The 18,651-nt window shown below is 46.5% G+C and carries 19 protein-coding genes; 16 read left to right on the top strand and 3 right to left on the bottom strand.

The genetic code is table 11. From position 1 onward, the window contains the following. Positions 1-71 precede the first annotated feature (71 nt). Both AB1Z56_RS13400 and AB1Z56_RS13395 read right to left on the bottom strand, forming a co-directional pair. A complete protein-coding gene (locus AB1Z56_RS13400; protein ID WP_426792317.1) occupies positions 72-896 on the bottom strand; it encodes a hypothetical protein in 825 nt (274 codons plus the stop codon). A 28-nt stretch (positions 897-924) separates the two neighbouring features. Beyond that, the gene (locus tag AB1Z56_RS13395) at positions 925-1,791 is read right to left on the bottom strand and encodes a hypothetical protein (protein WP_426792316.1); all 867 of its coding nucleotides are present in this window, start codon (positions 1,789-1,791) and stop codon (positions 925-927) included. Between the two features lie 377 nt (positions 1,792-2,168). Between AB1Z56_RS13395 and AB1Z56_RS13390 the strand changes: the two genes are divergently transcribed. Continuing rightward, a complete protein-coding gene (locus tag AB1Z56_RS13390; RefSeq protein WP_309362772.1) occupies positions 2,169-2,372 on the top strand; it encodes a hypothetical protein in 204 nt (67 codons plus the stop codon). A 72-nt stretch (positions 2,373-2,444) separates the two neighbouring features. Further along, complete coding sequence (locus tag AB1Z56_RS13385; RefSeq protein ID WP_426792315.1) at positions 2,445-3,329, top strand: hypothetical protein; 885 nt, start codon at positions 2,445-2,447, stop codon at positions 3,327-3,329. A gap of 58 nt (positions 3,330-3,387) precedes the next feature. Here the strand turns inward: AB1Z56_RS13385 and AB1Z56_RS13380 are convergent, their stop codons facing one another. Beyond that, positions 3,388-3,717 carry a hypothetical protein gene (locus AB1Z56_RS13380; protein WP_426792314.1) on the bottom strand — a complete coding sequence of 110 codons (330 nt, stop codon included), beginning with the start codon at positions 3,715-3,717 and terminating at the stop codon, positions 3,388-3,390. Here AB1Z56_RS13380 and AB1Z56_RS13375 point away from each other — a divergent pair, their 5' ends adjacent. The 14 genes from AB1Z56_RS13375 to AB1Z56_RS13310 all read left to right on the top strand — a co-directional run bounded on the left by AB1Z56_RS13375 (position 3,718) and on the right by AB1Z56_RS13310 (position 18,495). Continuing rightward, on the top strand, positions 3,718-4,395 hold the full coding sequence (locus tag AB1Z56_RS13375; protein WP_426792313.1) for a hypothetical protein: 678 nt from the start codon (positions 3,718-3,720) through the stop codon (positions 4,393-4,395). A 2-nt stretch (positions 4,396-4,397) separates the two neighbouring features. Next, the gene (locus AB1Z56_RS13370; protein ID WP_426792312.1) at positions 4,398-5,141 is read left to right on the top strand and encodes a LytR/AlgR family response regulator transcription factor; all 744 of its coding nucleotides are present in this window, start codon (positions 4,398-4,400) and stop codon (positions 5,139-5,141) included. Positions 5,142-5,208: 67 nt separating this feature from the next. After that, positions 5,209-5,496, top strand: coding sequence for a helix-turn-helix domain-containing protein (locus AB1Z56_RS13365; protein WP_426792311.1), 288 nt, complete (start codon positions 5,209-5,211; stop codon positions 5,494-5,496). A 540-nt stretch (positions 5,497-6,036) separates the two neighbouring features. Continuing rightward, positions 6,037-6,678: a DUF6266 family protein gene (locus AB1Z56_RS13360; protein ID WP_426792310.1), complete on the top strand. Its 642-nt coding sequence runs from the start codon at positions 6,037-6,039 to the stop codon at positions 6,676-6,678. Positions 6,679-6,766: 88 nt separating this feature from the next. After that, positions 6,767-7,153 (top strand): hypothetical protein, encoded by a 387-nt coding sequence (locus tag AB1Z56_RS13355; RefSeq protein ID WP_426792309.1) that lies wholly within the window; start codon positions 6,767-6,769, stop codon positions 7,151-7,153. Beyond that, the gene (locus tag AB1Z56_RS13350; RefSeq protein ID WP_426792308.1) at positions 7,072-7,686 is read left to right on the top strand and encodes a CHAP domain-containing protein; all 615 of its coding nucleotides are present in this window, start codon (positions 7,072-7,074) and stop codon (positions 7,684-7,686) included. Before AB1Z56_RS13355 ends, AB1Z56_RS13350 begins: the two co-directional genes overlap by 82 nt. A 132-nt stretch (positions 7,687-7,818) precedes the next feature. Continuing rightward, positions 7,819-8,151, top strand: a complete 333-nt coding sequence (locus AB1Z56_RS13345) for a hypothetical protein (RefSeq protein ID WP_426792307.1) — start codon at positions 7,819-7,821, stop codon at positions 8,149-8,151. Between the two features lie 134 nt (positions 8,152-8,285). Beyond that, positions 8,286-9,452, top strand: coding sequence for a hypothetical protein (locus tag AB1Z56_RS13340; protein ID WP_426792306.1), 1,167 nt, complete (start codon positions 8,286-8,288; stop codon positions 9,450-9,452). A gap of 70 nt (positions 9,453-9,522) precedes the next feature. Beyond that, entirely contained in the window at positions 9,523-10,047 is a 525-nt protein-coding gene (locus AB1Z56_RS13335) for an RNA polymerase sigma-70 factor (protein WP_426792305.1), read from the top strand. A 66-nt stretch (positions 10,048-10,113) separates the two neighbouring features. Then, the gene (locus AB1Z56_RS13330; protein ID WP_426792304.1) at positions 10,114-10,764 is read left to right on the top strand and encodes a hypothetical protein; all 651 of its coding nucleotides are present in this window, start codon (positions 10,114-10,116) and stop codon (positions 10,762-10,764) included. Positions 10,765-10,864: 100 nt separating this feature from the next. After that, positions 10,865-13,246 carry a TonB-dependent receptor domain-containing protein gene (locus AB1Z56_RS13325; protein ID WP_426792303.1) on the top strand — a complete coding sequence of 794 codons (2,382 nt, stop codon included), beginning with the start codon at positions 10,865-10,867 and terminating at the stop codon, positions 13,244-13,246. A gap of 16 nt (positions 13,247-13,262) precedes the next feature. Beyond that, on the top strand, positions 13,263-14,450 hold the full coding sequence (locus AB1Z56_RS13320; protein WP_426792302.1) for a hypothetical protein: 1,188 nt from the start codon (positions 13,263-13,265) through the stop codon (positions 14,448-14,450). A 19-nt stretch (positions 14,451-14,469) separates the two neighbouring features. After that, positions 14,470-15,681 (top strand): PepSY-associated TM helix domain-containing protein, encoded by a 1,212-nt coding sequence (locus AB1Z56_RS13315; protein WP_426792301.1) that lies wholly within the window; start codon positions 14,470-14,472, stop codon positions 15,679-15,681. A gap of 402 nt (positions 15,682-16,083) precedes the next feature. Continuing rightward, positions 16,084-18,495, top strand: coding sequence for a TonB-dependent siderophore receptor (locus AB1Z56_RS13310; protein WP_426792300.1), 2,412 nt, complete (start codon positions 16,084-16,086; stop codon positions 18,493-18,495). Positions 18,496-18,651: the final 156 nt, after the last annotated feature.

Here is an 18,651-nt window from a genome sequence, read left to right as displayed (position 1 = left end):
CAGCATAGCCCCCTGCCGTTAGGCCGGAGATGACTATGCGATAGGCCGTTTTTGCTATTCGCCCTACACTGTTACTCACAGTAATCTTCCAGCCGATAGGGGTAGCCTTTCGGAAATTCATCGTAGCTATGCAGGTAGCCCAATATAATGGGACAGATCTTGTACCGGTTGAACAGCTTGACCACAGCGGGCAGATCAAATGGATTGTCTACCTGCACGGTGTATGGGCTGATAATCTCAATAATCTGCAGTTCCAGCTCCGCCTGTTGCTTCTCTTTTTCGGCGGGGTCAAGGCTGCTGTAAAAGATTGTACTGTGTGCATCTTGCAGTTCGGCAATCTCCAGCAGCTCCACATCCCAATAATCCAGCTTAAAGCCATGGCTCCGCAGGATCGCAAAGAGGGCTTCCATGCAATGATGTAGCTCCATATCTTCCAGCAGCCGAAAGGGACAGGGGGGAAGCAGCCTATAGCTGTTGCGGTCCTTGCCCTTGTCGAGCTGCCGTCGCTTAGCCGCCACTTGAAAGACCGTCGCAATCATATCATCGGGGTTAATATAATACGATTCCAGATCGTCGGGCCGATAGATGACCGAAGCAAGGGTAATCTCAGACAGGATAATGGCCAGCAGGTAAAAAAGCTCCAGCTCGCTATGCTGTGCCGGAGGAAAGCTGCTGCTGAAATACTGATCAAAACTGATATAATCTTCTGGCTGAATGTTGTCCAGAAAGGCATCATAGAGTTCCTGGCGGTGAATGAGCAGCTCTTGGTGTGTAAGTCCGCTCTCCCAACCCTCGGGGGTGATGGTCTTCATCAGCCGCGGGATCATATCGTAGCAGTCTTGAAGGATATTGTACAGACAGGCGCGTTCGAGCTTTTTGTTGTTGTAAAATTTCATATACGTTGTTAATCTATTGTTTGAAGGTTTATTGGTGGGACTCTTGTTGGATGTATCTTTTATATTGGCCCGTGGTCATGCCGCTCATCCGGCGGATAAACCGGTTCATCTCGCTGATACCGCTAAATCCGGCCTGCTCGGCCGCTGCCGCTTGCTTTTCATTTTCGGCCAGCAAAAGACCGATATGCTGCAAGAGCAGCCTGTTACGGTCGTCGCGCATACTGATGCCATGGTAGACATGGTAGTTTCGGCTCAGCGAAGCATGGGCCGTTCGTAGCAATCTGGCAATTTCCATCAGCCGGGCTTTGGCGCCTTCGTGTACGATAAGCAGTTCGAGCAGCTGCCGTGCCTGCTCGGGCAGTGGAAGATTGGACGGCTGCTCCAGCAGTTTGAAACGGCTCAGGTTGATCAGAAATATAAGGTGCTTGAGCAGGATATGCTCATTGTCGAGGATGTGGGGATTAAGCCGGCTAAAGATAAGCCGGAGGTAATCAACCGTGCCACTGCCCACACGAAAACCGATGCTCTTGATCGGATAGGGGGAGCGCTCCTTTTTGGCCTGGATCAGGGGGATCAGGAATCTGAAATGCTGCAGGGCCGGGGGCCTGAACATACCGGCATCGACTACAAAGCCGACGAGGATATGATGTCCCACCGGCAGATGCAGGCTATACTGCCCCCGCGCCAGGTAAAAGTAGCTGCCATGGCCCGGCGGGATCTCGATTACAAAATCCTCGTCGGCCTGCTTGGCAAAGATGGTCTGCTGGCTGAACAGGGGGTAGATCAGGTGTAGGTCTTCCAGGATGATCTCGATCGGGATATCCAATGCTTCTCTGATCCAGTACTCGTAGTAGTAGAGGTAGGCAAAGCGCCCGTCAAAGGTCTGCTCGCTCACCTGGTTGTGGGGGGACTCCCAATGCTGTGGCTGGGCATGGCGTATAGGGAAAGTTATTGCTTGTCTGGGGCAAGAAACTAAACTATAATCGGGGCCTAGGCTGAAAGTATAGGGTTTTATCATCTTTTATTTATAAATAGTTAAGTTGATGATGTTAGGAAGATTAATTGTTGAATGCCAAATAAAATGCTAACTGACCTGTTTTTGGCGCTAGTTGACATCTTTTGGTCAAAACCGGTAATTCTTGTCATCTGGCTGGCAGGTAACAGCCCTGACTGTAAGCCAGATGACAGCGTCCCTGTTATGTGTAATTTTTTTAGAAATTATTTAACTGTTCAAACATATTTGTCATCGTTGGAACCAACGGGAGTATTCAAGTGCCCGAGTGCAGGAAGGTACAGCCTGCGCAAAGGCCGATTATTAATTTTAGACCTTATGAAATGAAAATCTTGAAAGAACAGATATTCAATGGAATGGACCAGGCACTGGAAGAGCAGGCCCTGCTCCAATGGGCCGAACTGCTGCCCTTTATCGCCAATGGAGACGATGATGCGGACAGTTGCCCCATCTTAGCTTTCTAATTTTTTGCAGCCAACCTTTTGGGCAGGGCAGGTCCGGACTGGGCCTTGCTCTCCCTTTTTTAAACGAAATAAATGATGAATACCGACAATATTAATTCCTGGCCCTTTGCGCTGTTCTCGGCGCATATACACCGTTACCTTCCGCTATTGCCCTGGCAGGAGCATCCGGCACTTTATCAACGCTGGAAAAGCCATCATGAGCCCAGGCCTGTTGAGTCGCTGCTGCAATGGGATATAGCTTCGCTTGAAAGTCTGCGCGCGGGCACACCCCGGATTCTGGTTCTGTTTCACCTGGGCATGCACGCCCAGATACCGCAGTTGCTGGCCGAGCAGGGCATTCAATTTGACCTTTTGCTCGACCGGAAGGTCTTTGTCCGATATCGGACGCTTTTAGCAGATCTACTGACTGCGAAGGCAGAGCAGGGAGACTGCTACCGTTTTTTGATGAGCGACGATCCGCAGGTGCTGCTCAAAGCCCGTTCGGCAATTCGGGCCGGCCGCCATCTGCTTGTATTTGCCGATGGTAATAGTGGTACCTCCGACCTGATCGATAGAAAAGCAAAAATCGACTTTCTGGCAGCTGATCTCTATGTGCGCAAGGGAATAGGCTTACTCAGTGCTCTGCTCCGGACACCTATTCTCCCGGTTTCGCATCAGATGGATGGCGATAAACTGCACTTGATCATCGCAGCAGCAATCGGGCAGCGGCCTGATGAACAGCGGGAGCATTATGTGCAGCGCAGCATGCAGCAGCTCTACGATTTTCTGGGCGCAGAAATCTGCGCGGAGCCCTGGCGTTGGGAATGTTGGGGCTATCTACATGCGCTCAACTGTTATAAAATAATGCCATCTGCGCGGGATGAAATGGACCAGGAGGGGGAGGAAAATATCCGGGTAGCACTGGGTGAGAAGTATGGTGTTTTTAACCGAAAATATTTTTGTTATTTACTTGAATAAATATTCTTAAATTGAATAAAATAACCAATAAACTATTTTTATGAGAAAGACACTGAACCTAAGCTGTTCGTATCTTTTTATTTTCGTTTTCATGCTCTTCATCATCTGGTCTGCCAACCAGCTGTGGAACAGTAGGGCTATTCCGCCGCTGCAGATCCTCACAGCAGCAGGACTGTATACCCTGTATAGCTATATGATCTTTCGGTTGATCCTGCTGTTCTGGAATGGAACGGGCCTGCAGAAGTTGCTGAGCGCTGGCTTGTATCTCTTGCTCACGCTGACGCTGTTCTTTTTTATGCGCAGCTTGATCTATGTGTTGCTTCCGCTTATCGGTATCCACTTTTCTCGGCGGACGCAGCCTGTGCAGCTGCCGCTGTTTCATTTCCATATGGCCGTCCGCTATCTGGTGGCCAACCTGCTGGCAGGTCTGTCTTTCTGGCGGTATCATGCTTTCCTGGCAAAGCAGCAGAATGATAAACTGAACCGTGATCTGGAGATCTTTCGGGCAAGGCTGTTGGATATGCAGTATACCTCACATTTTTTGCGGTCGGTCTTTGTGACCAGCTTTGGTAAGGTGATGATCGCTGGGGTACCGAAAAATCAGCGCATTAAAAGGGATGTCATGCAGTTTTTGGCGTACCTGATGCGCATTGAAGACATGGGGCAGGCGCAACCTTTTGATCTAGAACTGGATGAACTGCATTGTTTTATCCGCTTGCTGCGCTTTCACTATGGTGAAAATGCCGTTTGCTATCAGGAAAGGGTAGCGGAGCAGCATGATCGGGCTATTCCTGCAGGTGTTCTTTTCTTTCCGCTCGAAAACTGCCTCAAACATGGCAAGATAGATCTGGATAATCCGGTCGAGCTGCAGCTCATTGCCGACGGATCGGGCATCAAACTCTGCTGTAAAAACCGCTGGGCACCCAAACATAGCGGTATCAGTTCAGAAACAGGATTTACCCTGCTCGAAGCCAAGCTAAGGCAGGTCGATTATAAGTCTTCGGTAGAGAAGCTGCTGCAGGACGAAATTTTTACCGTATGGATTAAACTTGATTTCAATAAATAAACATGAACAAACTGAATTACCGATTATTGATCGTCGACGACGATCCCGATTCGCTGGAATATATCCTGCCTTCGCTGCGCGAGCTGCCCTTTATCCACGAAGAAATCAGCATCGTCAACAGTCCTGCGCAGGCAATTGCCCATGTGAAGGAGAATGAAGTGGATATCCTGATGCTGGATATGGACCTGGGACAGACTGATATGGATGGGACCAAATTGGCACGCCTGATTCCCAATCCGCCGGTCATGGTGGCCTGTTCGGCTTATCCCAGCTATGTCTTTGAAGCCAATGAGGTGGGTATAGCCGCTTATCTGAGCAAGACAACTAGTTTTAAGGTCCTCAAAACGGTCATGGAGGAAATGGTGGGAATGGCCGACCGAAAAGCCGAACTGCAGAGCCGGGATATACAGAGCCTCACGATGAAAAATCTGCAGAATGAAAAGGTCCTGATCGAAGTCGAACAGATCTATTATGCTTGCGTGGATGAGGGTAAGCTGCAGATTTTTCTGAAAGACGAAAACCATCGATTTAACGGAACGCTGCAGGAACTATCGTCAAAACTGTCTGCACTGAAATTTGCCAGGCCGCGCCGCAATACGCTGGTCAATCTGGCCATGGTCGATCTGGTGCGCTCCACGGAACTCTATCTGATAAAACCGCTAGATGGTAAGCCTATTAGTATTTCGCGTACCTATCGGGCCAATTTTAAGCATCGCGTTGATGCCTACCGGCAAAACAGCAAATAAACAACAATAAAACAGATAAAAGGGTATGGCTGCCCTCATTTCATGGTGTCGACCATAGAAATTTTATATGTCACAATTGGATGAAATCGTGCAATTGCTGCGGCAGATTAACGACAGACTGTCCTGCACCGCCCACCACCTGCTTGCTAAAACTGAGCACACAGCGGTATGGAATGTGGACGAACTGATGACCCGCATGGCTGTGGTATCACGGCTGGGGATCTCCGAGCGCACGTACAACCGCTGGGTAAAATCGGGTATTCTCAAACCCATTTGCCTCGGCAACAAACATTACTACCGCGAGCAGGACCTCTCAGATGCACTAAGGCGCAGCGTCAACAGAGGGATGATCTAAAGTTGTTTTAAAGGCTGATCTTTCACGAAAAAGGTTGGCCTCTTTTAGGATGAAAGATAACTGTCTATCGCCTTCCTGCTGACCAATTTGTATATAAAATCCGGATATTTTTTATGCTGTTTATCTGCTTATTCGCTGCCATTTGTTTGCCTATCCTTTGCTCTTTCTTCGGGGCCGCCTTGGGCTTTCATAACCCTTTGTTTGCTTGTTCTTCGGTATTCCGTTGCTGTTTCTCTGCTATTTTATTGCTGTTTGGTTGGTACTGGGACCACAGAAAAACATCGAATTAGCCTGCTACAAGCGGAATTGTTGTCTCTTAGAAGTCTCCTTGCTGACTTCCGTAAGTTTTCTAAGCCCAATTCACAGGCCTCGTTATTCCCTTAATGCATGCCGCCGAAACGGGCATTTTCGGACAAGTGACGTCAGATGGCGCCATTTGGCAGCCTTCGTCCCATTGCCGATTTAACTTAGTGCCATGATATCGATATAGGTGGCTGCCTGCAGCGCCACATCGTTTTAAACATTTTAAAAATTAATAACATGGCAAGATTTAATAAAGGTATACATGGTGCCTACACGGGTAAAGTGGGCAACATTGTGGGGTCATCATGGCGCGGAATTGACTATGTCCGCTCATTGCCCAAGAAAAGTTCAAAACCGGCTTCTGATAAGCAGGTAGCACAGCGCATAAAGTTTGGAATGACAACCAGCTTTCTCAAATCCATCAAAGATGTACTGATGCTGGGATATTCCGATAGCAAACAGCGCGGAAAGACAGGCTATAACGTCGCTTTTCAGCATTTTATCGATAAGGCGATTGTCGGTAACTACCCTAATTTTAGTATTGATTATGCTGCCGTAAAAATCGCCAGTGGCAGTTTGGCTATCTTAATGGGCCTAGAGACTGTGGAGTCGGCACCGAGCGTACTCACACTGGGCTGGGATCCGACGATTAATAAATTCAATGCTTTTTCAGACGATCAGGTACTCGCGATCCTGTATGAACCGGTGGATAATCTCTTTTATGCCTATGAAGGTGCAACCAGAAACGATAGTACCCTGGAAATTGCATTGCCGGCAAGTTATTCGGGCAAGACCGTGGTTGGCTGGGCATTTACAATACATCGGGATGGTGCCATTACATCGAGCAGTCAGTATCTGGGTGAATTTGTGCTGACCTAGTTCTGGTCAGATCATGGAAGGCTGCTCCAGCTGGAGTAGCTTCCATTGATCAGGAAACAGTTTTCTTTTAAAAATCGAAACATTCAATATGGAATTTATACACAAACAACTGGCCCAGGATATCGAGGATACCTATTGGCCTTTAACAGGGCGGCAGCTGCTTAGCATTATACTGGCCTGCCTGCTGATATTTTTTATTTCATCAGGCTTCTTGCTGCAGGCCGTCGATCCAACAGCGGGGGTATTGGACATCGGTGTGCTCTCGGTGCTGCTATTTGCCATCCTGGCTGGCCTGGCGGCTGTTTATTGCTGCTTTTGGCTTCAGGAAATGCTGTGGCAGCCTTTTAAGTTTTTCCGTCAGGAATTTAGTGCTCACTTTAATCAATTGACATCATGGCAACAATGCATAATCTATTTTTCGGTATTCTTTCTGTCGCTGTTCTCTTTCTTGGCCGTGCTGGCACTGTTGCTGTAAGGGAACAGAAGCTGTCAGGCAGCTGTGCCGAGCTCCGAAGCACCGATCCATTAGTCGAGCATGGGGATGCTGTAGCGGTGAATTGCTATATAGGATCGGACCTGCGTAAACGTATTATCGATAGTGCTTTACAGGAGATTGGCGTGCGGGAAGCCACAGGCAATAACGATGGTCTGCGCGTTGAAACCTATCTGCGTTACGTGGGCCTTGGAAAAGGATACGCCTGGTGTGCGGCTTTTGTATCCTGGTGTTATGGTCGTGCTGGACGCTCATTGCCGCGCAATGCCTGGAGCCCGGCACTTTTTCCAAAGGCCCGTCGGTATACGGCTGAACAGATCGCGCAGGGTAGCATCCGGCAGGCCGATCTGTTTGCGATCTACAGCAGCAGTCTGGGGCGCATAAACCATGTGGGGCTTGTGCGCCAACAAAAGGGCAACTGGATCGTGACCGTGGAAGGGAACAGTGCCGATAGGGTCTTGTCCAAACGGCGCCTTTTGGCTACGATTTATGCTTTTTCAAATTGGCTGGATTGATCGAAGGCTATGGTAAACCGTTTAACATGTTGCTTTTTCTCGGTCCTGGGCTTCTTTTTTTTTCACTCCTGCAAAATTTTTAAGCAGCAAGATCGCCAGGAACAGCAGTCGACCCTTAAAGATCTGCAGCGAATGGAGTATCTCCAGCAATGGTACAATGTACAAGACGATAGCCTATCGCGCTATTGGTACTTTTCATCGGAAGGCAGATTTCGATTTCACCCGGACAGCGGAATTATTGCTGAACGCGGTAAGCTTTTTATACAGGAATCAAAATTAAATAAAAGCTTTGGAAATGCTTTTTTCAGGGAGCTGAATGAGATTTCCTCGGAAAAAATACAAAAGTCAACATCGGATAATCGCCGTATCTTATTCAGCCCGGGCTCTTGGTTGATTGGGTTAATTGTACTGGTGCTTTTAGCGGGCTGGAAATTCAGAAAGTTTTTTAAAACCTTCCGACGGTAAAATGGATGAAAAAATGTTTGGTAGGATGATTGTGTTTCTAAAGGCTAGGTCAACGTAGACCTGGCCTTTTTTGCGGTAGCGATAACTGCTTTGGCTCCTGAAATCTTTGCCGATAATTTCATAGTTTTACAAGCATGGGGTTTTATCGCTATTGTGTATATTTTATTTTGTTGCTGCTAGCTTCATGTGCCGTGGATACCGAACAGGCAAATTTTGCTGTATTGGGATACAGTCCTTCTGAAAATACTTTTTTTAAGACCATAGATAGTTTGCAGCAGGGCGAGGTCGATCTGGCGGATGGTTCTCCGACCAGAGGTGAACTTTTCTTTGCGGAAAAGGAGGGTAACTATTATGGTATCAATGAAGATAATGGGCAGTTCTCTAAGTACAGGTATGAAAACAATCGCCTTAAATTCTATGGTAGCATACCCTTTACGGATTTTACGGGCTGGACGCCGGTGGCAAGCTGGTATAGCTGGGTATCCGATCACGAAATGCTGATCGGAAGCAGCCGGCGGGGGAAGCAGTTTATGTATGCGCTGGTTGATGTCAAAAGCATGCGCGTGCTGAAACATGGAAATCTCGATATCCCGTTGCCATCAAAGGGAATTAATTACGGCGGTATCATGGGGCGCCTGGTAGACAACAACCTATATCTTGCTTATATGCTCTATAAATATGAAGATAAAACCGCCGCAGCCGGCGACACGATATACCTCGCTAGCATAGATTATCCCTCCATGCGTACACGTAAAATTACGACAGATGTGAGATCTACTTTTCCGGGCGGGTATAATCTTTTTTGGCAGGTATCTGCTGTTTATGAAAACTACCTATACTTTATTGCCCAGCCGGGCGGAAGGCTGAGGTTTCACCCGACGGACAGACCTGCGGTGATGCGCATCAAAATCGGGTCGGATCTTATTGACCCTGATTATTTCTTTCCATTGCATAACGAGCGCGGGGATGAATTTTATGGGCTGTATGACATCGGTGGGGGGAAGGCTTTTACCAGAGCTGTTGACCTGAGCAAGGTAAAGGAATTTTCAGCTTATTTTGCCGCCAATACTGCCGATTATTACCTCCTGGACCTTAAAAATAGATTAAAACAAAAAATTGATTTCCCAACTGGAAAGCTTGATTTTTATCCTAATTTCTATCGGAATGGTGACCAGATTTTTGCCGCGATCAATGATTCTTCCGGCAATGCTTCTATTTATTCCTACGGATTAAAAACTGGACAGATCCAGAAAGGTCTACGTATTAAAGGCGATGTGATCATGCTCAATAAATTACCTTAGTTATTTGTATTTTGTCTAAATAAGATGTAGATTCGCCCGGTGGCTCTCTAAATTGGTCCACTCGACTTAAATGCAAGATACCGGATATAAGATAGATACAGCGGCTTTCGAAGCAATATATCGCAGGCATTGGAAGAAACTATTCAATATCTGTTACAATCGCTTAGCCGATGAGCATATCGCCGAAGAAATCGTTCAGGATATCTTTCAGTCTTTGTGGGAGCGCAGAAAGAATTTTGTGGTGGAGGGGCCCATTGAACACTATCTGGTACGTGCGGCCAAATTGGAAATTATGGATTTCTATCGCACGGGCACAAGACGCCAGCATATTCGCAATCATTTGTTTATAGGTTATTCTGAGCTGGACGAATCGACCGAACAGACCATCTACAGCCGCGATCTGCAAGAACATATCAGCCAGCTTGTGGACAGACTGCCCGAAGCCTGCCGTACAGTCTATCAATTCAGCCGACTGCATGGCCTGAACAATAAAGAAATTGCACAAAAGCTGTCTATTTCTATCAAAACGGTCGAATACCACCTCGGCCGTGCGCTGCAATTTTTACGAATAAACTTACAGCAGCATAAATCCTAAAAAAAATCTTAAACCCACTAGGGTAAACCGCTTTTTAAACGGATATATAGTAAAGAAGCTTTTAATATGGATAATTCCAATATTAACAAAGAAATGGTGCAACGCTATTATGCCGGAACTGCCACCTCGCAAGAATGTGAGCTGATCGAGCATTGGCTTGCAGAGGATGAGCCGGAGGATACTCTTTTGCCCGAAAAGCAGCTGCAGCATATCGAAGCGCGTATATGGCGGCGTATCAGTCCTAAATCTGCTGGTTCAGGAGTCCGGTTACGCTATGTTGCCTGGCTGGGCGCTGCGGCGAGCATCATATTCATATTGGGCTTATTGTATTGGGCAAGTGGTCTGGATGACCCCAAAATGTATCGGCTGGGTGGCAGTAGCCCAAGCTCATTGGATTTACATGGGCTCAACTTCCGCCTGCTCGGTAAGGGCGATGCCACATTGACGGCCGAAAATGGAAAAGAAGTCGCTGACCTCAATTTTTGCGGTGCCGTTGAAATTGTCAATAATAGTGACTCAGATATTGATTATATGCTGACTTCAACCTGTAAAAAATCAACCTACACGCGGAAAAATATTACGTTAAAAAAAGGAAAAACCTATATCGCTATGCACAACCACTATCACACGGATGAAGTTGTCATCCTCCGAAAAGAACATTTAATTGAATTTCCAGACATGGTACCAAACGAACTAAGGGCTGATTTAAGTATTTAAAAGGAAGAAGCCATGTGGCGCCAACCGCATGACTTCTCAATGCACTCTCTCCGCAGCAACGGAAGAATGCGCTACCTCTAAAACTGAAGATTTTAAAGTAATGCAAATTAACAAATTTTTGCGTACAAAATTGCTTTGTCTTTTTGTATGCATCCTACTGCCTTTCTTATTAAATGCGCAGTCAAAAAAAGCGGATAGTCTTGCCCGTATTGAGGGGAGAATTACCGCGCAGAATGGAAACCCGATCACCGATGTTTCGATCATCATAAGCAATCTAAATACAGGAACAACGAGCAGAAATGATGGCTACTTTGACCTGGAAAACATTAACCCCGGGCATTATCAGCTGATTTTTTCTGCCTTGGGTTATGAAAAACTCGAGCGCTCGGTAGACGTTCGTCGCAGCCAAAAACTTCGCCTGGACATTCAGCTAAAAAAATCTGACCGGAGACTGGGTACGGTCGAAGTCACGGGTAAGTCTGAAAACCAGCAGGTAAAAGAGCAGGCTTTCAGTGTAAATGCGATCGAGACAAAGCATTATGCAAATGCAAATGTAGATCTCAATCAGATCCTCAACAGAAGTACAGGAGTACGTGTCCGTGAATCGGGAGGACTTGGCTCTGATTTCAATTTCTCTGTCAATGGGCTGTCTGGAAAAGCCATCCGCTTTTTTATTGACGGTATCCCGATGGAAACAATGGGGACATCCATGAGCCTCAATAATATTCCGGTCAATCTTGCCCAACGAATAGAGGTTTATAAAGGTGTGGTGCCTGTGGACCTGGGATCAGATGCCTTAGGTGGGGCCGTCAATGTGATCACCGATCAGCGGATCCGCAATTATCTCGACCTCAGCTATAGTTATGGCTCATTCAATACGCATCGATCGGCCCTGAATTCACAGTGGGTGGACCCCAAATCTGGACTCACCGTCAAACTGAATGGGTTCCATAATTATTCGAAAAATAACTATACCATGAAAGATATTGAGGTCTGGAATGAGGAGAAGTATGCTTACGTTCCAATGGATGTCAAACGTTTTCACGATCGCTATCAATCGGGTATGGTTCAGATGGAGGCTGGTTTTACCGGTAAGAAATGGGCTGATGTCATTTTTCTGGGCGGTAGCTATTCGGCCAACAAACGGGATATCCAGACCGGGGCCTCCCAAGAGGCTGTGTTTGGAAATGCATTCTCACACGGGCATGCTTTAAATGGCACCTTCAGGTACCGCAAGGACAATCTGTTGCTGAAAGGTCTTGACTTTAGCACATTCGCATCCTACACCAACGATTCGTATGAGGTGGTGGATACGGTGTTGCGACGTTATGAATGGGATGGAAGCTATATTCCTTCGACCACGGCTGAAGTGAATACCCAGCGCTCACTCAATAATATTACACGGCCCGTCTTATTTAGCCGGGTCAATCTGGCTTACGCAATTGCCGACGACCATGCTCTGAATGTCAATTATACCCTAGACCGCACCGTCAATAAAATGTTTAATGCGTATGACCGGAGCGACACAACCCGTGATGTAATGACCAAGCAGATCTTGGGCCTTTCTTACCAGCAGTCATTTTTGAGCAAAAGGCTTTCAAATACATTCTTTACAAAATACTACCGCTCTAGTTTTTCCATCGAACAGGAAGTGGGCTATTATTCGGGAAGCGCCGAGGATGGTACGGGTTCAAATGGTAACTGGGGCTACGGTTTAGCTTCCCGCTTTATGCTTACACCGGAGCTGGGTATCAAAGCTTCTTACGAGAAGGCTTACCGGCTACAGAGTGCAGCAGAAATGCTCGGCGATGGAATGAATATCATCCCCAATTACAAGCTGAAACCTGAAAATAGCCATAACATTAACGCCGGGGCCTTTTTCTCCCATAATTTGGACGATAACCAGCATATTTTTGTGGAAGGTGGCTATTTCTTCCGTGATGTGCAGGATTTTATCTATCCTGTTGTTCTGCTCACCAATCAAAGCCAATACAAAAATGTTTCGGCCGTAAAAGTGAAAGGGCTGGAGGGCGAGTTCCGCTATTCGTATGGCGACCTGCTCGGAGCGACTGTCAATGCGAGTTATCAGCACGCTGTCAATAATACGTTTGAATTTGAGGGCAAAAAGGATATTTCTTATGGCAATAAAATCCCAAACCAGCCTTGGTTATATGGCAATGCTGAGATAAATATCGGGAAAAATAATCTACTCGGAAAGGATACGCGCCTGCAGTTCAATTGGTATACGCAATACGTGCACTGGTTTTACCGTACATGGGAAATAATCGGTGATCCGAATGGAAAGTTGAAAATTCCCACGCAATGGATCCATAACGCCATGCTGACCTATGCACTGAAAAATGGAAAATATAATATATCAGTAGAGTGCCGCAACCTCACCAATGAAACTGCATACGATAATTTCCGCTTGCAGAAACCGGGGCGGGCTTTCTTTACCAAATTTAGATACTATATCCATTAATCTTTTACTATCGATCATGATGTCAAAAAATATATTATCAGGAATCATGGGCCTTGTCTGCCTGACGGTGGCCGTCTTTTCCTGCTCAAAAGATAAGGCAAAATACTATGGCGATGCCGAACGGGGAAAATATGCGGTTTGGGCACGTATTGGCAATTATCCCAATTCGTCAACCTTTGTTGTGAATGTACAATCCCTGGATACGGGAACGCTCAATTATGTCCAGAGCGGTATTGAAGTAGATGAAAAGCTCAACTATGGTCTGGTAATCAAAGACGGCTATTATTATGAGACCCTCGGAAAAGGGCGCTTCGGAAAATATCAGATTAAAAATGACCGGCTACAGATTACGCAGGAAGTCCCTTTTACACATTTGGGAACGGAATATGCACACACCTGGATGAATGGCGATCTTGTGCTCATCGGCCCGAGCGGGGACAATAAAAGTGTACGTTATGCGGTTATGGACTCGGTGCGCTTAAAGATGCGCATGGGAGAAATTGCACTGCCTGCAATTCCACAGGGTTATGACAAATTTATCGTTGGATTTGCCCAGTTTCGTCCCAGTGACGGAAAGCTGTTTTTGGGTTTCAATTATGGATTAAGCAGCAACTACAAAGCCATAGACGGCAAAGTGAATATCGCGGTCATCGATCCCAATACTTTTAAAGTAGAGCAGATCATCACCGATAGCAGGACAAATCAATCTGGCTTTACCAGTTTGTTCCAGCCTTACTCCTTTATGGACAATAACCAGAATATCTATTTCGCTGCCGGTCAGCTGTATGGAGATACCGGTGATAATGTGATGCTTTTGCGTATTCAGAATGGTTCCACGGCGGTTGATCCGGGCTACCAGATATTTGATGACAATCCAGATCGTATTTCAGGTATCTGGAATCTGGACAATGGCAAGGCGATTGTCAGATATAACAACAGCAAGCTCTCGGGTAGCCATATTTTCTCTTTCGGCGTGCTTGACCTGGGCAATGGGCAGCTGCAAACCCTGGATATTCCGCCCTGCAGTTCGGGATCTATTCAAAGTGTCATTGTCGAGTCCGACAAAGCTTATATTCTGACCAATCACGAGGGGGATACGGATGGTTTTATCTATTCCTATTCCAAATCCTCGGGTGTCGTGGCCAAAGGAATGCGCGTCCCTCCGGGGTATACCTGGCTGCTGCGTATTGACAAATTGTATTAACCCGCTAGTCACGCTTATTATGATTAAAAAAATAGCAGCTTGGCTGCATCTTTGGCTAGGCTTAATGACAGGTATTGTCGTTTTTATCGTATCTGTCACGGGCTGTATTCATGTGTTTCATGAAGAATTTTTGGCTGTTTTTCCTGTCAAAGCAACGCAGCCTATTGTTGCCAATATTGCCTCAAAAGGGAGACCACTGTTGAAGCCATCTCAAATTGTCGCACTAGCGCAGCAGCAAATGATTAAGGATAATGCTGCACAGGAGCCTTTTATGATCCGTTATCTTCGCGATAAAGAATCCTTATTGCTGTTTGGCGATAATGGGGCGCACCGCACCTGGTTTTCCTTCGACCCTTATACAGGAGAGATCCTAGATCAGAAAATAGAACGTAACGGCGCTTTGTTTCGTGTGAAGGATGCAAAGATACAGGAACAAAACCTGCGGGGCTTTGAATTTTTTCCTTTTATCCTCGAGGGGCATGTTAATCTCTGGCTACCAACAGAAATTGGCAAGACTATCGTTTGTTATTCGACTTTGCTATTTATCGTTCTGTTGATCAGTGGGCTGATATTATGGTGGCCCAAGAACAAGGCCGCTGCCAAGCAGCGGTATTGGTTTCGCTGGAAAAAAGGGACCAAATGGCGCCGTAAAAACTATGATCTCCATAATATCAATGGATTTTATACTTTTTTGCTGCTTATCATCATTGCTTTTACCGGCCTTTGTATTGGTCTGACCTGGGTAAGTAAGGGCGTCCATTGGATGCTGGGTGGGGAAGAAGAACTTGTTTTCCATTCCAAAGTACCCGCACCGGGGACGGCGCAGGTTCCATTCGTTGCCTTAATGGATCGTGTATTTGAACAGGAAGAAGCATTATACCCTAAGGCGCATACTTATTCAATGTATTGGGCTTACCCAACACCCAAAGATCCGGTAGCAACGACCATGACTGTCGTATATGGAAAAGATGAATCTTATCGATCGCATTATGACCGTTATACACAGCGCAAGATCGGAATAGAGGAGGAGGAAGAGCATGAATCGCTGGCACATCAGCTGGAGCATCTTTATCTACCGATACACGAAGGTTCTATCGGCGGGCTGACGACCAAGATACTTGCATTTGTCGCTAGTTTGATCAGTGCATCTTTACCGATTACGGGCTTTTATATCTGGTATGGTCGAAAAAACAAAAAAACGAAAAAGAAAATAAGCGGAGCAATGGCATAAGCTTTTGTAGTAAACCTCCTGCCCTTGTCTCAGCGTATGCTATGGTCAAGGTGCTTTTCGCTAATATCGCATAATATATGGCCGGCCCGAAAGGACTGGCTTTTTTGTCTCTCGCTGATCAGAAGTGATTTAGCTGGATGAAATCTTGGCTGTAGCGTTACATGGAGCTACAAATAATTTATAGCTATAAGGTTAATTATTTTGTAATGCATTATTTTTTTGGCTTGAATTTTTAGAATTGAGTAGCGCGCGCTGGATTTACCGGTAGGTGCGTATTGCGCCGATCCCCAGATTATTTAACCCCGAGGTTAGCTTTGAATAATTAATTATTTATAATTAGTCTAATTAATTTCAAATAAACATGAAATAGTACTATATTCGGCTCCATAAATTTTTTATGGAATGAAATCTATACATATTGCTGTAGCGATGTTATCGCTTACCGGTGTCGCCAATGCACAGACAGCCAGTATCTTCGGAAAGATTACGACCCTAGATGGTAATCCGGCAGAATCGGTCAACCTGACCATTAAGGGAACGAATAGACGGACACAGACAGATAAAAATGGGCAGTACAAATTTGAACGCCTAAAACCGGGGAATTACCAGCTTATCACGAGCTTTACAGGTTTAAATTCAATCGAAAAAACAGTAACGGTAGAGGGCAATAAACCTACGGTTCTTGACTTTGTCCTCAATGAAAACTATGCCCAGTTACAGGAGGTACTCGTATCTGCGTTCAGATCCAACCGGACGGTAAGCTCTGTCGCTAAAATGCCGTTGAGCAATTTGGAGAATCCGCAGGTGTATACGACGGTCTCCCATGAAATAATGAAGCAGCAGGCCATTACCAATTTTGATGACGCTTTGCTGCGCAATGTGTCGGGTATAAGCCGCACCTGGGAATCGACAGGACGGGGCGGCGATGGCGGAGCTTATTTCTCCCTGCGTGGTTTTGAGGCGCAGAGCAACCTGGTCAATGGACTTCCGGGCCTGTCGAGCGGTATTTTGGATCCGGCCGGTGTAGAGGAAATACAGGTGCTTAAAGGACCCTCGGGGACACTTTTTGGCGCTAGCTTTTACGGTTATGGCGGCGTGATCAACACCATCACCAAAAAACCTTACTTTGATTTTGGCGGTGAAGTGGGCTACAGCTATGGTAGCAATGACCTGCACCGCGCAACGGTAGATCTCAATTCGCCTTTAAATAAAAGCAAAACGGTAGCGCTTCGGATCAATTCGGCCTTCCACCGCGAACATAGTTTTCAGGATGCGGGTTTCAAAAACTCCTTCTATTTTGCACCTTCACTAACTTATAAGGTCAATGACAGGCTGACGGTCAATCTGATGGCCGAGCTCCTCGATATGAAAAGGGCTGTAGCGCCGGTTTTCTTCCATTCGGACCGTGTCGCTCCTTTAACCTTTAAAAATATTGCCGAACTAAACCTCAACCCCAAGCTTTCCTTTACCAACAACGATTTATCCATCAAAAACCCCCGTTCCAATGTGCAGGGCGAGGTGCTTTATAAGATCAATGAACAGTGGAATTCGCAGACTGTGGTCTCCATGGGTAATGTCAAGTCGGATGGGATTTACAGCTATATCTGGGGAAATCAGCCTGGCGACAGTTATTTTGACCAGTATTTTCACAATGAAAATCAGAAGACCAGAACCTTCGATATACAGCAGAATTTTAACGGCGACTTTAAACTTGGAGGCTTGCGAAACAGGCTTCTGGTGGGAGTGGACTATTTTGCCCGCGATGTCAAGGATCATGGTTCGGGCTGGGGCCTGGGACGTCGGGTAAATCCGCAGGGACTGGTCAAAGGGCCGCTGGATGGCGACGGCAAAGAGCTGCCGGTCGTTCCACTGACCAGGCAGGCGATCGACCAGCTACTGGCAGGTACAGATGCGGGCGATCCCTCGCATATCAAAAACAGTTCATTCAGCGTGTACGCGTCAGATTTATTGGATCTGACCGACCGCCTTTCGCTGATGGCAAGCTTGCGGGCCGATTACTTTGATTCAAAAGGCGAGGTTTCCGATGCGGACGACAATTATAGCCAGTGGGCCCTTTCGCCCAAATTGGGCCTGGTCTATCAGGTGGTCAAAGACCGCGTTTCGCTCTTTGCGAACTATATGAATGCATTCTACAATGTTGCACCCAATATCGTCTACGATGCCAATAATGTCAAGACTGGCGTGCAATCCTTTAAACCGGAGCGGGCCAATCAATGGGAGCTGGGCACAAAGGCAAGCCTCATCAAAGATAGATTGTGGACAACGCTAGCCCTGTACGATATTCGGGTTGCCAATCGGGTGTACAGCACGCCAACGGGCTCAGTACAGGGCGGAAAGGTAGAGAGCAAGGGTGTTGATTTTGACATCGAAGCAATACCATACGCTGGTTTTTCGGTTAAAGCCGGATTCAGCTATAACCATATTGCCATCATCGCCGGCAACGGAAATGATTTCTACAACGAAAAGGGCCGTGCTCCGGGTGGCCAGGGACCAAGTACATTGGGTAACGTATGGGGATCTTACCAGATTCAGAACGGTAAGCTCAAAAATCTGGGCTTTGGCCTCGGTGGTAACTATGGCGGAAAGTACAAGGTCATCGACAATAGCGTGACGGGCGTGTTTGAGCTTCCAAGTTATGCGCTTCTGAATGGAGCGGTATACTACTCGTTCAACAAATTCCGTGTCAATTTCAACCTCAATAACATCAACAACAAACAATATTATATCGGTTACTGGTCTGTCAATCCACAGCAGCGCAGAAATTTCGTGGCGACGGTTTCCTACCGATTGTAATAGCCAATAATAATCGGAGTTCTTTACTGAACCTTCGGCATAGGTCTCTGAATCTAATTCAGGGACCTATTTATTTTTTGGCTAGCAGAATACCGTTTGGCTTATCCCTTGCTAACTGCTCCCGATCGACTTCTAGCCCCCCAGCTTTTCGCAAGC

The sequence above is a fragment of the Sphingobacterium sp. WOUb80 genome (assembly GCF_050058145.1).
Taxonomy (GTDB): domain Bacteria; phylum Bacteroidota; class Bacteroidia; order Sphingobacteriales; family Sphingobacteriaceae; genus Sphingobacterium.
This window is presented reverse-complemented; position numbering and strand designations above follow the sequence as displayed.

What these genes read in the sequence shown, in the direction of transcription:
- AB1Z56_RS13400 (WP_426792317.1), bottom strand. Translation starts at nt 896, where the DNA reads ATGAAATTTTACAACAACAAAAAGCTCGAACGCGCCTGTCTGTACAAT.
- AB1Z56_RS13385 (WP_426792315.1), top strand. Translation starts at nt 2,445, where the DNA reads ATGATGAATACCGACAATATTAATTCCTGGCCCTTTGCGCTGTTCTCG.
- AB1Z56_RS13380 (WP_426792314.1), bottom strand. Translation starts at nt 3,717, where the DNA reads ATGGAAATGAAACAGCGGCAGCTGCACAGGCTGCGTCCGCCGAGAAAA.
- AB1Z56_RS13375 (WP_426792313.1), top strand. Translation starts at nt 3,718, where the DNA reads ATGGCCGTCCGCTATCTGGTGGCCAACCTGCTGGCAGGTCTGTCTTTC.
- AB1Z56_RS13370 (WP_426792312.1), top strand. Translation starts at nt 4,398, where the DNA reads ATGAACAAACTGAATTACCGATTATTGATCGTCGACGACGATCCCGAT.
- AB1Z56_RS13365 (WP_426792311.1), top strand. Translation starts at nt 5,209, where the DNA reads ATGTCACAATTGGATGAAATCGTGCAATTGCTGCGGCAGATTAACGAC.
- AB1Z56_RS13360 (WP_426792310.1), top strand. Translation starts at nt 6,037, where the DNA reads ATGGCAAGATTTAATAAAGGTATACATGGTGCCTACACGGGTAAAGTG.
- AB1Z56_RS13355 (WP_426792309.1), top strand. Translation starts at nt 6,767, where the DNA reads ATGGAATTTATACACAAACAACTGGCCCAGGATATCGAGGATACCTAT.
- AB1Z56_RS13350 (WP_426792308.1), top strand. Translation starts at nt 7,072, where the DNA reads ATGGCAACAATGCATAATCTATTTTTCGGTATTCTTTCTGTCGCTGTT.
- AB1Z56_RS13345 (WP_426792307.1), top strand. Translation starts at nt 7,819, where the DNA reads ATGGAGTATCTCCAGCAATGGTACAATGTACAAGACGATAGCCTATCG.
- AB1Z56_RS13340 (WP_426792306.1), top strand. Translation starts at nt 8,286, where the DNA reads ATGGGGTTTTATCGCTATTGTGTATATTTTATTTTGTTGCTGCTAGCT.
- AB1Z56_RS13335 (WP_426792305.1), top strand. Translation starts at nt 9,523, where the DNA reads ATGCAAGATACCGGATATAAGATAGATACAGCGGCTTTCGAAGCAATA.
- AB1Z56_RS13330 (WP_426792304.1), top strand. Translation starts at nt 10,114, where the DNA reads ATGGATAATTCCAATATTAACAAAGAAATGGTGCAACGCTATTATGCC.
- AB1Z56_RS13325 (WP_426792303.1), top strand. Translation starts at nt 10,865, where the DNA reads ATGCAAATTAACAAATTTTTGCGTACAAAATTGCTTTGTCTTTTTGTA.
- AB1Z56_RS13320 (WP_426792302.1), top strand. Translation starts at nt 13,263, where the DNA reads ATGATGTCAAAAAATATATTATCAGGAATCATGGGCCTTGTCTGCCTG.
- AB1Z56_RS13315 (WP_426792301.1), top strand. Translation starts at nt 14,470, where the DNA reads ATGATTAAAAAAATAGCAGCTTGGCTGCATCTTTGGCTAGGCTTAATG.
- AB1Z56_RS13310 (WP_426792300.1), top strand. Translation starts at nt 16,084, where the DNA reads ATGAAATCTATACATATTGCTGTAGCGATGTTATCGCTTACCGGTGTC.